General features: G+C 71.5%; 13 protein-coding genes and 1 riboswitch. Of the genes, 8 read left to right on the plus strand and 5 right to left on the minus strand.

Annotated elements, in window-relative coordinates; translation table 11 throughout:
- Positions 1 to 14 precede the first annotated feature (14 nt).
- On the plus strand, positions 15 to 989 hold the full coding sequence (locus ACIGXJ_RS30540; protein ID WP_399652143.1) for a hypothetical protein: 975 nt from the start codon (positions 15 to 17) through the stop codon (positions 987 to 989).
- A gap of 64 nt (positions 990 to 1,053) precedes the next feature.
- On the opposite strand, the gene ACIGXJ_RS30545 is transcribed toward ACIGXJ_RS30540, so the two are convergent.
- On the minus strand, positions 1,054 to 2,493 hold the full coding sequence (locus ACIGXJ_RS30545) for a gamma-aminobutyraldehyde dehydrogenase (RefSeq protein ID WP_399652146.1): 1,440 nt from the start codon (positions 2,491 to 2,493) through the stop codon (positions 1,054 to 1,056).
- A 163-nt stretch (positions 2,494 to 2,656) separates the two neighbouring features.
- Between ACIGXJ_RS30545 and ACIGXJ_RS30550 the strand changes: the two genes are divergently transcribed.
- The 7 genes from ACIGXJ_RS30550 to ACIGXJ_RS30580 all read left to right on the plus strand — a co-directional run bounded on the left by ACIGXJ_RS30550 (position 2,657) and on the right by ACIGXJ_RS30580 (position 9,537).
- Positions 2,657 to 3,175 (plus strand): Lrp/AsnC family transcriptional regulator, encoded by a 519-nt coding sequence (locus tag ACIGXJ_RS30550; protein ID WP_399652148.1) that lies wholly within the window; start codon positions 2,657 to 2,659, stop codon positions 3,173 to 3,175.
- Positions 3,176 to 3,194: 19 nt separating this feature from the next.
- Positions 3,195 to 4,559, plus strand: a complete 1,365-nt coding sequence (locus tag ACIGXJ_RS30555) for an aspartate aminotransferase family protein (protein WP_399652151.1) — start codon at positions 3,195 to 3,197, stop codon at positions 4,557 to 4,559.
- A 188-nt stretch (positions 4,560 to 4,747) separates the two neighbouring features.
- Positions 4,748 to 5,488, plus strand: a complete 741-nt coding sequence (locus ACIGXJ_RS30560) for an ABC transporter ATP-binding protein (protein ID WP_399652153.1) — start codon at positions 4,748 to 4,750, stop codon at positions 5,486 to 5,488.
- Positions 5,470 to 6,924 carry a hypothetical protein gene (locus ACIGXJ_RS30565; RefSeq protein WP_399652156.1) on the plus strand — a complete coding sequence of 485 codons (1,455 nt, stop codon included), beginning with the start codon at positions 5,470 to 5,472 and terminating at the stop codon, positions 6,922 to 6,924. Before ACIGXJ_RS30560 ends, ACIGXJ_RS30565 begins: the two co-directional genes overlap by 19 nt.
- A 144-nt stretch (positions 6,925 to 7,068) precedes the next feature.
- Positions 7,069 to 7,509, plus strand: a complete 441-nt coding sequence (locus ACIGXJ_RS30570) for a VOC family protein (RefSeq protein WP_399652159.1) — start codon at positions 7,069 to 7,071, stop codon at positions 7,507 to 7,509.
- A gap of 37 nt (positions 7,510 to 7,546) precedes the next feature.
- Positions 7,547 to 8,671: an LOG family protein gene (locus tag ACIGXJ_RS30575; protein WP_399652162.1), complete on the plus strand. Its 1,125-nt coding sequence runs from the start codon at positions 7,547 to 7,549 to the stop codon at positions 8,669 to 8,671.
- 155 nt (positions 8,672 to 8,826) lie between these two features.
- Positions 8,827 to 9,537, plus strand: a complete 711-nt coding sequence (locus ACIGXJ_RS30580; RefSeq protein ID WP_399652164.1) for an LAETG motif-containing sortase-dependent surface protein — start codon at positions 8,827 to 8,829, stop codon at positions 9,535 to 9,537.
- A gap of 26 nt (positions 9,538 to 9,563) precedes the next feature.
- Here the strand turns inward: ACIGXJ_RS30580 and ACIGXJ_RS30585 are convergent, their stop codons facing one another.
- The 4 genes from ACIGXJ_RS30585 to ACIGXJ_RS30600 all read right to left on the minus strand — a co-directional run bounded on the left by ACIGXJ_RS30585 (position 9,564) and on the right by ACIGXJ_RS30600 (position 14,248).
- Positions 9,564 to 10,361 (minus strand): maleylpyruvate isomerase family mycothiol-dependent enzyme, encoded by a 798-nt coding sequence (locus ACIGXJ_RS30585; RefSeq protein WP_399652166.1) that lies wholly within the window; start codon positions 10,359 to 10,361, stop codon positions 9,564 to 9,566.
- A 133-nt stretch (positions 10,362 to 10,494) separates the two neighbouring features.
- The gene (locus tag ACIGXJ_RS30590) at positions 10,495 to 11,514 is read right to left on the minus strand and encodes an ABC transporter ATP-binding protein (RefSeq protein WP_399652168.1); all 1,020 of its coding nucleotides are present in this window, start codon (positions 11,512 to 11,514) and stop codon (positions 10,495 to 10,497) included.
- Positions 11,514 to 13,181, minus strand: a complete 1,668-nt coding sequence (locus tag ACIGXJ_RS30595; protein ID WP_399652170.1) for an ABC transporter permease — start codon at positions 13,179 to 13,181, stop codon at positions 11,514 to 11,516. Before ACIGXJ_RS30595 ends, ACIGXJ_RS30590 begins: the two co-directional genes overlap by 1 nt.
- Complete coding sequence (locus ACIGXJ_RS30600) at positions 13,157 to 14,248, minus strand: thiamine ABC transporter substrate binding subunit (protein ID WP_399652173.1); 1,092 nt, start codon at positions 14,246 to 14,248, stop codon at positions 13,157 to 13,159. The genes ACIGXJ_RS30595 and ACIGXJ_RS30600 overlap by 25 nt, the downstream gene beginning before the upstream one ends.
- 78 nt (positions 14,249 to 14,326) lie before the next feature.
- A riboswitch (TPP riboswitch) is annotated at positions 14,327 to 14,434 on the minus strand.
- Between the last annotated feature and the right edge of the window lie 35 nt (positions 14,435 to 14,469).

Consider the following 14,469-nt stretch of genomic DNA (forward strand, 5'->3'; position numbering starts at 1 on the left):
CTCAGGAGCCCGAGATGAAGCCCGTAGTGAAGATCGGCGCATTCGCCGCCGCCCTGGCCGCCACCTTCGGCACCGCCTACGGAGTCGGGAACGCCGTCGGCCCGGTCTCCTCCGACGACGGCGGTGGCGGTGGCAGCGGCAGCCACGGCCACAAGGAGACGGCCGCCCACGCCCAGCACACCCCCGGTGCGCGGCAGAAGAGCGGGGCGGGGACGCCCGGCGGCCTCCAGATCTCCGAGGGCGGCTACACCCTCGACCTGCAGACCACCCGGGTGCCGGCCGGCGAGAAGACCGCGCTGCGCTTCGCCGTGCGCGGCGAGGACGGCCGCCCGGTGACCGAGTACCGGCGCGAGCACGAGAAGGAGCTGCACCTGATCGTGGCCTCGCGGGACCTGACGACCTTCCGCCACCTGCACCCGGCGCGCGCCGCTGACGGCACCTGGAGCACCACCGCCGAACTGCCCGCCGCCGGTACCTACCGGGTCTTCGCCGACTTCACCCCGGCCGCGGGCGGGGAGAACCTGACGCTCGGCGCCGACCTCGCGGTCAGCGGGCCGTACGCACCCGAGGCCCTCCCCCGCACCGGGGCGACCGCCCGGGTGGACGGCTACACCGTCCGGCTGACCGGCTCGCTCGCCCCCGGCGCGGACAGCGACCTCACCTTCGAGGTCACCCGCGACGGCCGGCCCGCCCGGCTCCAGCCCTACCTCGGGGCCTACGGCCACCTCGTCGCCCTGCGCTCCGGCGACCTGGCCTATCTGCACGTCCACCCGCACGAGGAGGCCCACGGCAGCGCCACCTCCGGTCCGGAGGTCGCCTTCACGGCGGCCGCGCCCAGCACCGGGGACTACCGCCTGTTCCTGGACTTCAAGGCCGACGGCAAGGTCCGTACGGCGGCCTTCACGGTGCACGCCGGGGACGCCACCGCCGTACCGGAGAAGCCCGCTGCCTCCGGGGAGGGGCACAGCGGGTCGGGGCACGGTCACTGAGAACGCGAAAGCGCGGCCCCGGACGGTCCGTCCTCCGTCCGGGGCCGCGCTGCCGTGCGGGCGCTTACGCGTCCAGCGACGTCATCACGTGCTTGATGCGCGTGTAGTCCTCGAAGCCGTAGCCCGACAGGTCCTTGCCGTAGCCGGACTTCTTGAAGCCGCCGTGCGGCATCTCGGCGACCAGCGGGATGTGGGTGTTGATCCACACACAGCCGAAGTCGAGCTTCTTGGACATGCGCATGGCCCGGCCGTGGTCCTTGGTCCACACGGACGAGGCGAGGGCGTAGTCGACGCCGTTGGCCCACTGGACGGCCTGGTCCTCGTCCGAGAAGGACTGGACGGTGATGACCGGGCCGAAGACCTCGTTCTGGACGATCTCGTCGTCCTGCTTGAGGCCCGAGACGACGGTCGGGGCGTAGAAGTAGCCCTTGTCGCCGACCTGGTGGCCGCCCGCCTCGACCTTGGCGTGGGCGGGGAGGCGCTCGATGAAGCCCGCGACCTGCTTGAGCTGGTTGGGGTTGTTCAGCGGGCCGAACAGCACGTCCTCGTCGTCCGGCTGGCCGGTCCTGGTCTCTGCGGCGGCCTTGGCGAGGGCGGCCACGAACTCGTCGTGGATCGCCTCCTGGACGAGGACGCGGGTGGCGGCCGTACAGTCCTGGCCGGCGTTGAAGAAGCCCGCGACGGAGATGTCCTCGACGGCCTTGGCGATGTCGGTGTCCTCGAAGACGACGACCGGGGCCTTGCCGCCCAGCTCCAGGTGGACGCGCTTGAGGTCCTTGGACGCCGACTCGGCGACGGACATGCCGGCGCGTACGGAGCCGGTGATGGAGGCCATCGCAGGGGTGGAGTGCTCGACCATCATGCGGCCGGTCTCGCGGTCGCCGCAGATGACGTTGAAGACGCCCTTGGGCAGGATCGAGCCGATGATGTCGGCGATCAGCACGGTGGACGCCGGGGTGGTGTCCGACGGCTTCAGCACGACGGTGTTGCCCGCGGCGATGGCCGGGGCGAACTTCCACACGGCCATCATCATCGGGTAGTTCCACGGCGCGACCTGCGCGCAGACGCCGACCGGCTCACGGCGGATGATCGAGGTCATCCCGTCCATGTACTCGCCGGCGCTCCGGCCCTCCAGCATGCGGGCGGCGCCCGCGAAGAAGCGGATCTGGTCGACCATCGGAGGGATCTCCTCCGAACGGGTCAGGCCGACCGGCTTGCCCGTGTTCTCGACCTCGGCGGCGATCAGGTCCTCGGCGCGCTCCTCGAACGCGTCCGCGATCTTCAGAAGGGCCTTCTGCCGCTCTGCCGGGGTGGTGTCCCGCCATGCCGGGAACGCTGCCTCCGCGGCCGCCATGGCGGCGTCGACGTCGGCCTGCCCGGACAGCGGCGCGGTGGCGTATGCCTCGCCGGTGGCGGGGTTGACGACGTCCGTGGTCCGTCCGTCGGCGGCGTCCCGGAACTCCCCGTCGATGTAGTTGCGCAGACGACGCAGCTCGGTGGTCACTGCCGGCCCTCCTGTCGGATGTCCATTCCTTGAGATGCCCACCCTAGTCGCTCGCCCCACGGTTTCAACACCCCCCAGCCGCGCGAATCTGCGAAATCCGCAAGTCTCCATCGCGTGAACAACGAATTTCATCGATCCGGCCTTGCAAAACTGTCGAGTCCTCGTGCAGAGTGAGGTCGTGGCCAGTCGAAGCGCAGACCAGAAGGACTCCCGCGAGTCCAGGAACGGCGGCAATCCCCAGCTGGATGCCGTCTCCCTCGCCATCATCGAACAGCTCCAGGAGGACGGCCGCCGGCCGTACGCCGCCATCGGCAAGGCCGTAGGGCTCTCCGAGGCGGCCGTGCGCCAGCGCGTCCAGAAGCTGCTCGACCAGGGCGTCATGCAGATCGTCGCCGTCACGGACCCGCTCACCGTGGGCTTCCGCCGGCAGGCGATGGTCGGCATCAACGTCGAAGGTGACGTGGAGTCCATCGCGGACGCGCTGACGGCCATGTCGGAAGTCGAGTACGTGGTGATGACCGCGGGCTCGTTCGACATCCTCGCGGAGATCGTCTGCGAGGACGACGACCACCTGCTGGACGTCATCAACAAACGCATCCGGGCCCTGTCCGGCGTGCGCTCCACCGAGAGCTTCGTCTACCTGAAGCTCAAGAAGCAGACCTACATGTGGGGAACCCGATAACCGTGAGGACCCGATAACCGTGAGCACCAAGGACCTCAGCCGAAGCGCGTACGACCACCTGTGGATGCACTTCACCCGCATGTCGTCGTACGAGAACTCCCCCGTCCCGACCATCGTCCGCGGTGAGGGCACCTACATCTACGACGACAAGGGCAAGCGCTACCTCGACGGTCTCGCCGGCCTCTTCGTCGTCCAGGCCGGCCACGGCCGCACCGAGCTCGCCGAGGTCGCCGCCAAGCAGGCGAGCGAGCTGGCCTTCTTCCCGGTGTGGTCCTACGCCCACCCCAAGGCCGTCGAACTGGCCGAGCGCCTCGCGCACGAGGCCCCCGGCGACCTCAACAAGGTCTTCTTCACCACCGGTGGCGGCGAGGCCGTCGAGACCGCCTGGAAGCTCGCCAAGCAGTACTTCAAGCTCCAGGGCAAGCCGACCAAGTACAAGGTCATCTCCCGCGCGGTCGCCTACCACGGCACCCCGCAGGGCGCCCTGTCCATCACCGGCCTGCCCGCTCTGAAGGCCCCCTTCGAGCCGCTGGTGCCGGGCGCGCACAAGGTGCCGAACACCAACATCTACCGCGCCCCGATCCACGGCGACGACCCCGAGGCCTTCGGCCGCTGGGCCGCCGACCAGATCGAGCAGCAGATCCTCTTCGAGGGCCCCGAGACCGTCGCCGCGGTCTTCCTGGAGCCGGTGCAGAACGCCGGCGGCTGCTTCCCGCCGCCGCCCGGCTACTTCCAGCGCGTCCGCGAGATCTGCGACCAGTACGACGTGCTGCTCGTCTCCGACGAGGTCATCTGCGCCTTCGGCCGCCTCGGCACGACCTTCGCGTGCGACAAGTTCGGCTACGTGCCGGACATGATCACCTGCGCCAAGGGCATGACCTCGGGCTACTCCCCGATCGGCGCGTGCATCGTCTCCGACCGCCTGGCCGAGCCGTTCTACAAGGGCGACAACACCTTCCTGCACGGCTACACCTTCGGCGGCCACCCGGTCTCCGCCGCGGTCGGCCTCGCCAACCTCGACCTGTTCGAGAAGGAGGGCCTGAACCAGCACGTCCTCGACAACGAGGGCGCCTTCCTGAAGACGCTGCAGAAGCTGCACGACCTGCCGATCGTCGGCGACGTCCGCGGCAACGGCTTCTTCTACGGCATCGAGCTGGTGAAGGACAAGGCGACGAAGGAGTCCTTCAACGACGAGGAGACGGAGCGCGTGCTCTACGGCTTCCTCTCCAAGGCCCTCTTCGACAACGGCCTGTACTGCCGCGCCGACGACCGTGGCGACCCGGTCGTCCAGCTCGCCCCGCCGCTGATCTCCAACCAGGAGACCTTCGACGAGATCGAGCAGATCCTGCGCGCGACCCTGACCGAGGCCTGGACGAAGCTCTAGCCTCCGGCGGTCGGACCGCGTTTCGGCCCGGGGTGCACCCGATCGAGTGAGAAGGGTGCACCCCGGGCCGCGTGCTGTCCGGCGTCACGGATCCCGATCCCTAGCGTTTCCGGTAACCGATCGGCCCAGCCTTCGTTCCCCCGGACGGGGGATGAGGCAACGGGAACTACGGATCTGAGGTGTACGCCATGGAGGCCCCGCCGGACAACGACGTGCTCTGGGCACGGTCCCTGCACTACCAGCACAGCGACGGCTCGCCCGCACTGAGCGGCGTCTCCCTCGGCGTGCGCGAGGGAGAGATCCTGGCCGTCGGCGGCCCGCGCGGCAGCGGCAAGACCGCCCTGCTGGCCTGTCTGTCCGGCCTGGTTCCCGCCCGCCGCGGCGAGGTCTGGTTCAACAGCGTCCCCGTGCACACCATGGGGCCCCTGGCTCGCGAGCGGCTGCGCCGCGACCGCTTCTGCTGGATCGACCCGGCGCCGGTGCTGGTCCCCGAGCTGAAGGTGTGGGAGAACGCCGCCCTGCCGCTGATGCTGCGCGGCACGAGCCGCCGCCGCGCCAGGACGGCCGCGCTGGAATGGCTGGAACGCCTCGACGTCGGCGAGCGCGCCCGCAGACGCCCGCACGAACTGACCCACGCCGAACGCCAGCGCGTCTGCATCGCCCGCGCCCTCGCCCCGGCGCCCTCGGTCCTCTTCGCCGACGAGCCGACGGCCCCGCTGCACCGCGCCGAGCGCGCGCATGTGCTGCGCACGCTGACGACGGCCGCCCGCTCCCACGGCATCACGGTCGTGCTGGCCACGCACGACGCGGACACGGCCGCCCTCGCGGACCGCACGGTGTCGCTGCTCGACGGCCGCCGGGTGAACACCGTGCAGCTGCCTCCCATGGCCGAGTCGGAAGGCCGGGCCGCGTGCTCGCTCTCCGTCTGACCCGCGGCGCCCGTCCGGCCGTCCAGCTGCGCCGCCTGCTGGTGGCCGCGGCCTCGGCGGGCACGGGGTTCCTCCTGCTGTGCGCCCTCGGCCACGGCCTCGCCCATCCCGACGCGACGGGCTCCTCCCTCCTCCGGCTCGCCTGGTGCATGGCCCCGCTGGCCGCGACGGCCTACTTCGCGGTGGCGGTCGCCCGCACCGACCCCGGCACGAGACCCCTCCAGGGCCTCTCCGCCATCGGCCTGGGCCCGGCTCGCCAGATGGCCGTCTCCGCGACGACGACGGCCCTGTCGACCCTGCTCGGCTCCCTGCTGGCCCTCCTCGTCTTCCTCCACCTCCGCGGCGACCTCACCGGGCTCCCCTTCGACGGCGAAGCGGCCGGCGCCCTGGCCGCCGACCGGCCCCTGCCGCTCCCGGCGGCCCTGACCCTGCTGTCCCTGGTCCCGCTGACCGCCTCGCTGTCGGTGGCGCTGGTGCTGCGCCCCCGCGAGCCGCGCCGCCCGGACGCGCCGCGCTTCTTCGGCCGCTTCGGCGCCTACGGGAAGGGCGGCGCGGCCAGGGAGACGTTCGGGTCGTACGGCAGGTTCGGCGCCAGACTGGGCGGGGTGAACCGTCCGGCGGGCCGGGGAGCGGACCCCGCGGACCAGCCCGGAGCACCCGTCGGCGAACCCGCTCCGCTCACGGCCGGGCGTGCCACCGCGGAGGCCCCCGAGCCGCAGAAGGGCGGCACTCCACAGGCACGGAAGGGGGACACCCACCCTGCGCCCACGGCCACTCCCGCACACACCACCGGTCAGGCCGGCCTCCCCGCCCCCGCCCTCGCGGCACCCGACTCCCCCGCCGCGCTCCCCTGGGGCATCGCCACCCTCGCCGCGGGCCTCGCGGTGGAGGCCTACGCCACCCGCGCGACCGCCACGCCCGGCCTGGCCCTGCCCGGCGGCCTGACGGGCAACTCCCTGGGCGTCCTGATCGGCTGGTCCCTCACCGCCGTGGGACTCGCACTCGCGGGTCCGGGGCTGACCCATCTGTGCGGCCGGCTGCTGCAGGCGGTCCGCCCCGGCGCCCTGCGTCTGCTGGCGGGACGTGTCCTCATGGAGGAGAGCACCCGGATCGGCCGCCCCCTGGGTGTCGTCTGCGCGGTGACCTCCGCCGCGTACGCGATGGGCACGCTGTACGAACCCGACGGCGCCACCATCGGCCCGCTCACCGCCCTCGGCTCCCTGCTCGTGGCCGGCTGCACCCTGGCGACCCTGCTCACCGCGGCCGTGGAGGCCAAGCACGCCCGCGCCGACACCACGGCCGCCCTGGTCCGTCTCGGTGCCCCCTCGACGACCCTGCGCGCGGCCGCGGCCCTGCGCGCGACCGCCCTGCTGGCCCTGTTCGGCCCGCTCACCCTGATCGTCGCGGAACTCGCGGCCCGGCCGCTGACGCGCTGAGCCCGCGGCCCCGAACGCTTGAAGGCCCGGGCGGGGAAGTCCGTTCGAAAAGATCGACGGGGAGCGATGAGTTCCCCGCCGCCTGCCGGTCTACCCCCACGAACAGCGCGACACCGTCGCACAAGCCCGATGGGAGAGGCCCGCATGTACCCGCAGATGATCTTCGTGAACCTGCCCGTGAACGACCTGGACGCCGCCAAGCGGTTCTTCACCGGCCTCGGCTACACGATCAACCCCCAGTTCAGCGACGAGAACGCCGCCTCGGTCGTGATCAGCGACACCATCGTGGCGATGCTGCTCACCAAGCCGTTCTACGCGACCTTCACCGACAAGGAGATCGCGGACGCGACCAAGACCAGCGAGGTGCTGGTGTGTCTGAGCGCGGAGAGCCGCGAGAAGGTCGACGAGCTGGTCGACAAGGCGATCTCCCTCGGCGGCACCGCGACCGGCAAGACCCAGGACATGGGCTTCATGTACGGCCGCGCCTTCGACGACCTCGACGGTCACACCTGGGAGATCATGTGGATGGACCCGGCGGCGGTGGAGGGCGAGACCTCCGCGCAGGAGGGCTCCGCCCAGGGCTGAGGCCCGCGATGTCGAACACGGTGCCTAGCATGGGCGCGTGCAGACGATGCCCGCCCATGCGGCCCACCACGACGACCGCGAGATCGAGACGCTCGAGGAGTTCGACGCGACCGTCTCCGCGCGCGGCACACTCGGCGGATTCCGCGTCCAGGCCGTCGACCTGACGGACCGCACCCGCGAACTCCTCACCACCGACACCTCGGGGGCCGTCTTCCTCGGCTGCCCCATGCGCGAGGACGCGGCCACGAAGGTCCTCGCGGACGGCGCGCTGGTCTTCCCGCCGGTCCCCGACCTGCCGTTCGACCCGTACCGGGGCATGGTCTACTCGCCCGACGAACTCTTCGCCTCCCTCGCCGAGGGCGGCTACGAGGCCACGCCCGACGCCCGCGCCTACGCCTGGTTCCAGCGCACGAAGGCCGACGGCGACATATTCGCCTCCGTGCTGCGCGCCGTCCACGACGACTCCGTCTCGGACGCCCTCGACGAACTCCTGTCCGGAGACCGGGTGGTGGGCGTCATGGGCGGCCACGCGATGGGCCGCGGCACCCGGAACTACGCCGGTGCCGCACGACTCGGCCGCGAGCTGGCACGGGCCGGCTTCACGGTCGCCACCGGCGGCGGCCCGGGCGCGATGGAGGCGGCGAACCTGGGCGCGTACGCCGCCCCGTACGACGACGAGATGCTCACCGAGTCCCTCGACATCCTCGCCAAGGCGCCCCTGTTCACCCCGTCGGTCACCGAGTGGGCGACGGCCGCCTTCGAGGTGCGCGCCCGCTGGCCGAAGGGCGGCGGCTCGGTGGGCATCCCCACCTGGTTCTACGGTCATGAGCCGCCCAACCCCTTCGCCGCGCACATCGCCAAGTACTTCGCCAACGCCACCCGCGAGGACGGTCTGCTGGCCCGCTGCAACGCGGGCGTGGTGTTCCTGCCCGGCGCCGCCGGCACCGTCCAGGAGATCTTCGACAACGCGACCCCGAACTACTACGAGTCGCGCGGCGAGCCCACCCCCATGGTGCTGGTGGACCGGGCGCACTGGACGGAGAAGCTGCCGGCCTGGCCACTGCTGCGGTCCCTGGCCCGGGAGCGGTCGATGGACTCGCGGATCGCGCTGATCGACCGGATCGAGGAGGCACCGGAGGCGCTGAGGCGACTGGGTGGCTGAAATCTCGCACAACATCCCGCGTTGAAACCTGTCGGCGATTAATAAGCAGGCAAAGCCAACTCCCGTGGGCCTCAGGTGCATTGACAGTTCTTATGGGCCGCTTATAAACCAGTGAGCCTCAACCCCCCTCAATTGCACCTCACTTAAGGACAAACGTGTCCATAACCCCCCGTAACGCACGCCGTTCCGTGCGTGCCCTCGGTGTCGCCGCCGCCTCCGCCGCGCTCGCTCTCGGAGTCGCGGGCAACGCTCTGGCCTGCGACATCAGCGAGTTCTCCGCCGCCGCCGCGTGCGACGGCAGCAAGGGCGTCATCACCGTGACCGACAAGGACCCGTCCGGGGTCCTCGCCACGATCTCGGTCTACCTGGAGAACAAGGGCGCCGACGAACGCCTCGTCGGCACCCAGCAGGTGAAGGGCTCCCGCGAGGGCACCACGATCACCTTCGCCGAGGACTGGAAGCCGAACGCGGAGTACCGCATCCACGTCCTGGCGCCGGGCTATGTCGACGAGGACATCGAGCCGAACCTGGTCACGCCGTCCACCCCCTGCAAGAAGGACGAGACCCCGAAGCCCCCGTCGACCCCGTCGACCCCGACGCCGTCGGAAACCCCCTCGGAGAGCGCCCCGGCCCCCTCCGAGTCGGCCACGCCGACCCCCTCGGCACCGCAGAGCGAGAGCGCCCCGCCGACGGAGACCGCCCCGGGCAACGCCCCCTCGCCTGCGGCCGGTGACTCCAACCTCGCCGAGACCGGCGCGAACTCCAACACCGGTCTGATCGCCGGTGTCGCGGCCGCCCTGGTCGTGGTGGGCGGTGGCGCGGTCTTCTTCGGCCTGCGCCGACGCGGCTCGAACAGCAGCCGCTGACGCCGGCTGGGGCGGGCCGCCCCGGCTCAGTCGAAGGTGGCCCGCTCCAGCCAGAACTCCAGCAGCTCGCGCTCGCCGAGCACCTCCAAGTCCGCCGAGTCCAGCGGTATTCGGCGGTAGAAGGCGAGCAGCACCGAGGTGAGCGGCCCGCGCAGCGCGACCGTCGCCTTCGCGTGTCCACGCCGCCACACGACTCCCTCGTCGGTGAGCTCGACGAGCCACTCGGCGTTCAGCTCGGGCCCGGGGTCCGTGGCGTGCAGATGCAGGCTCTGCCCGGTACCCCGCAGCTCACCGGCGCCGGTGTGCGGCATCACCCGCTGCACGAACGTGACGATCTCCAGCCATTCGTCGATCGCGTCGGCGGCGATGTCCGGCGCGACCTCGTAAGGGAGCCCGGCGGCGAGCGCGGCGTCGGCACGGTGCACGGTGATCTCGTGGGTCATCCGGCGGGCCCAGAACGCGGCGGTGTTCTCGCCAGCCCAGCTCCAGGCCGGCGCGTCGGGACCGGCCTCGCGCAAGGTGGCGACCAGCAGCCGGCCGGCGTCCGCGAGCCAGGCGTCCAGCGCGGCCGGGTCGCCCACCTTCTCCGGCCCGTGCCGGTCCGGCACCTCTTCGTCCGGGATCTCCTCCTGGGCACGGGTGCGCACCAACAGCTCCGCCCAGCGCAGGGCCCGGCCCGTATGGCGCACCAGCTCGTCCAACGACCAGTCGGGGCAGGTCGGTACGGTGGCGGCGAGGTCGGCGCCGGAGGTCACGACGGACCTCAGCAAATCCACCTGGTGGGCGATGTCGTCGCAGTAGCGGTCATGGGTGAGTCGCGTCATGCCCCCACCGTAGGAGCGGTGCGATCACTGAGCATCAAGATTTCCACAGGGCCGGTCCGATTATCACCGGAGTCGGCGCCCACCCCTGGTCGAGCCTCCGGATCCTCCCCGGCCCCGCCCCACTCACCCCACCTCACCCCAACACCACGATCTCCTCCGCCTCGAACTCCACCCCCACCACGTCCCCGACCCCCGGCGCCTCCCGCAGCGCGCAGGCCGCCTCCAGCCGGGGCGCGTCCTCGGGCTGGAGGTGGACCGCGACATGGGTGCCCTTGAAGGTGCGGGCGGTCACCGTGCAGCGCAGCCCGTCCGCCGCGGGCACCAGCCGCACACCGGCAGGCCGTACGAGCACGGCGTGGCCGCCCTGCGGGGAGCCCTCCGGCACCGGCAGCTTGCCCCAGGGCGTGTCCGCGGCCTCTCCGGTCACGGTCGCCGGCACCACGTTGTCGAAGCCCAGGAAGCGGGCGACGAACTCGTCGACCGGCCGCTGCCAGACCTCAAGGGGCGTACCGGACTGGGCGATCCGCCCCTCCCGCATGACCACGACCCGGTCGGCGAGCGCGAAGGCCTCGCCCTGGTCATGGGTGACCGCCAGCACGGTGGTGCCCAACCTTCCGAACAGCTCCCGCAGTTCGACCACGAGCCGTTCGCGCAGCGACCGGTCGAGCTGGCCGAGCGGCTCGTCCAGCATCAGCAGCCGCGGCCTGGGTGCGAGGGCCCGGGCCAGCGCCACCCGCTGCTGCTCACCGCCGGACAGCGCGGCCACGGCCCGCCGCGCGGCGCCCGGCAGACCGACGAGGTCGAGCAATTCGCCGACATGTTCCTGCTGTTGCCGCTTGGAGGCACCGTGCATCCGCAGTCCGAAGGCGACGTTGCCGCCGACGTCCCGCTGCGGGAAGAGCTGGTGGTCCTGGAACATCAGCCCCACTCCCCGCCGGTGCGCGGGCACGCCCGCCTGGTCGCGGCCGTCGAGCAGCACCCGTCCGGCGTCCAGCGGCTGCAGGCCGGCCACGGCCCGCAGCAGGGTCGACTTGCCGCTGCCGCTCGGCCCGAGCACACACACGATCTCGTGCTCGCCGACACCCAGGTCGACGCCGTCGAGCACGGCCCGCCCGCCGAACCGTACGGTCGCGTCCTCGAGTCCGAGCAGCATCAGAACTCCCCCGTCCGGTCGGTCCGCAGCCGCTCCAGCACCAGCAGGGCCACCGCGCACACCAGCATCAGAATCGTCGACAGGGCCATCGCCTGCCCGTAATTGAGGTCACCGGGCCGCCCCAGCAGCTTGGCCACGGCGACCGGCAGAGTCGGGTGGTCGGCCCGTGCGATGAACACGGTCGCCCCGAACTCGCCGAGGGACACGGCGAAGGCGAACCCGGCGGCGACCAGCAGAGCCCGCCGCACCATCGGCAGGTCCACCTCCCGCCACACGCGCCACGGCGACGCGCCGAGCACGGCCGCGGCCTCCCGCAGCCGCCCGTCCACCGCCCGCAGCACCGGCAGGATCGTCCGCACCACGAACGGCACCCCGACCAGTGCCTGCGCGAGCGGCACCAGCACCCAGGAGGCCCGCAGATCCAGCGGCGGCTCGTCCAGGGCGATCAGAAAGCCGAAACCGACGGTCACCGCGGACACCCCGAGCGGCAGCATCAGCAGCGCGTCGAACCCGCGCACCAGCCGCCCCGCGTCCCGCCGGGTCAGCGCGGCGGCGGCCAGCCCGCCGATCAGTACGGCGAACGCGGTGGCCACGCACGCGTACCGCAGCGAGTTCCCGATCGCCTCGATCGGGGGCACGAGGAACGCGCCGCCGTCGGACGAGGTCAGCGCGCGGTAGTAGCCGAAGTCCGGCGCGTCCAGCGACCGCTGCACGAGCACCGCCAGCGGCAGCACCAGCAGCACGGCGACCGTCACCAGCACACCGGCGAGCAGCGCCCACTGCCCCGCCCCGCGCGGCCGCGCCGACGTCACCGAGGTGTCCACCAGCCGAAGGGCCGTCTCCCGCCGCCGTACGGTCCGGGCGTGCACGGCGAGGATCGCGCCCACCGCGGCGAACTGGACCAGGGTGAGCACGGCGGCCGTGGTCAGGTCGAAGATCTCGGTGGTCTGCCGGTAGATCTCGACCTCCAGGGTCGAGAACGTGGGCCCGCCGAGGATCTGCACCACGCCGAAGGAGGTGAAGGTGAACAGGAACACCATCAGGGCCGCGGCCGCGACGGCCGGCCCGAGCGCGGGCAGCGTGACCGTGCGCCAGGCGGTGAGGCGGGACGCGCCGAGCATCCGCGCGGCCTCCTCCTGCCGCGGGTCGAGCTGGCCCCACAGACCGCCGACGGTCCGTACGACGACCGCGTAGTTGAAGAAGACGTGCGCCAGCAGGATCGCCCACACGGTGGTGTCCAGACGTACGCCCCACAGCTCGTCCAGCAGACCACCGCGGCCTACGACGGCCAGGAACGCGGTGCCGACGACCACGGTCGGCAGCACGAACGGCACGGTGACCACCGCGCGCAGCACCTGTTTGCCGGGGAAGTCGAACCGGGCGAACGCATACGCGCCGGGCAGCGCGATCAGCAGGGTGAGCGCGGTCGAGGCGAGGGCCTGCCAGGTGGTGAACCACAGCACGTGCCGGATGCCGGGGTCGGCGAGCACCTCACCGAGCCGGCCCAGCCGCCACACCCCGTCGGCGTGCAGCCCGCGCTCGACGATCGCGGCGACGGGGTAGGCGAAGAACAGCCCGAAGAACGCGACGGGCAGGGCCATAAGACCCAGCCGCGCCGCGCTCCCCGTACGGCTTCCGCGCCTTACTTCAGTACGAGCGAGGTCCACGACGTGACCCACTCATCGCGGTGCTCGGCGATCTTCGCCGGGTCCATGGTCTCGGGGCTCTTCGCGGCGGGACCGTACTGCGTGAACTCGGCGGGCACCTTCGCGGCCTCGGTCACCGGGTAGACGAACATGTTCAGCGGCATGTCCTCCTGGAACCGCTTCGAGATCAGGAAGTCGATCAGCGCCTTGCCGCCCTCGGCGTTCTTCGCGTTGCTCAGCAGCCCCGCGAACTCGATCTGCCGGAAGCAGGTGCCGCTCGCCACGCCCGTGGGCGCGGTCTTCGGCTTCGGGTCGGCGAAGATCACCTCGGCGGGCGGGGAGGAGGCGTACGACACCACCAGCGGGCGGTCGGCCCTGGCCTTCTTTCCGCCGGCCGAGCCGGAGAACTCCTCGTTGTAGGCCTGCTCCCAGCCGTCGACGACCTTCACGCCGTTGGCCTTCAGCTTCTTCCAGTAGTCCTGCCAGCCGTCGTCGCCGTACTTCGCCGCCGTACCGAGCAGGAAGCCCAGACCGGGCGAGGAGGTGGAGGCGTTCTCGGTGACGAGGAGGTTCTTGTACGCGGGCTCGGTCAGGTCGTCGAGCGTGGCCGGCGGGGCCAGCTTGTGGTCGGCGAAGTACTGCTTGTCGTAGTTGACGCAGATGTCGCCGAAGTCGACGGGCGTGACCCGGTGCTCGTCCTTGTCGAGCTGGTACTCCGCGCCGACCTGGTCGAGGCCCTTCGCCTCGTACGGCTGGAAGAGCCCGTTGTCCAGGGCCCGCGACAGCAGGGTGTTGTCGACGCCGAAGAACACGTCGCCCTGGGGGTTGTCCTTGGTGAGGACGGCCTTGTTGACGGCCTGGCCGGCGTCGCCGTCCTCCAGCACCTTGACCTGGTAGCCGGACTGCTTCTCGAAGGCGGCGAGGACGTCCTCGGACACCGCCCACGAGCTGTGGCTGACGAGGGTGACGGTCCTGGAGCCCTTGCCGCCGGAACCGGTGTCCGTGTCGGAGGCGGAGTCCGACCCGCACGCGGACAGCGTGACCAGGCCGAGGCCGACGGCCGCGGCGACGAACGTCTTGATGTGCACGGAATTCCTCCTGGGACGGTCCAGGAAGAGACGCGGCCCCGCCCGGGTCCTCTTCGGGGCCCGGGCGGGGCGCAACAGCTCGAGTGATGACCGAACTTCCTACCCAGAATGACCTGGGCGAGGTTCAGAGGGTCTGCGGCCCGATCGCCGCACTCTCAGCGCTGTGGCGCTCCCCTGTCGGAATATGAAGATGTATTGAACGGATCTCGGACTACGGCTCT

Source organism: Streptomyces sp. NPDC053367, assembly GCF_044545925.1.
Classification (GTDB): Bacteria; Actinomycetota; Actinomycetes; order Streptomycetales; family Streptomycetaceae; genus Streptomyces.

Bases quoted from the DNA above. Each gene is read 5' to 3' on its own strand.
- ACIGXJ_RS30540 (WP_399652143.1), top strand. From the start codon at position 15: ATGAAGCCCGTAGTGAAGATCGGCGCATTCGCCGCCGCCCTGGCCGCC.
- ACIGXJ_RS30560 (WP_399652153.1), top strand. From the start codon at position 4,748: ATGGAGGCCCCGCCGGACAACGACGTGCTCTGGGCACGGTCCCTGCAC.
- ACIGXJ_RS30570 (WP_399652159.1), top strand. From the start codon at position 7,069: ATGTACCCGCAGATGATCTTCGTGAACCTGCCCGTGAACGACCTGGAC.
- ACIGXJ_RS30585 (WP_399652166.1), bottom strand. From the start codon at position 10,361: ATGACGCGACTCACCCATGACCGCTACTGCGACGACATCGCCCACCAG.
- ACIGXJ_RS30590 (WP_399652168.1), bottom strand. From the start codon at position 11,514: ATGCTGCTCGGACTCGAGGACGCGACCGTACGGTTCGGCGGGCGGGCC.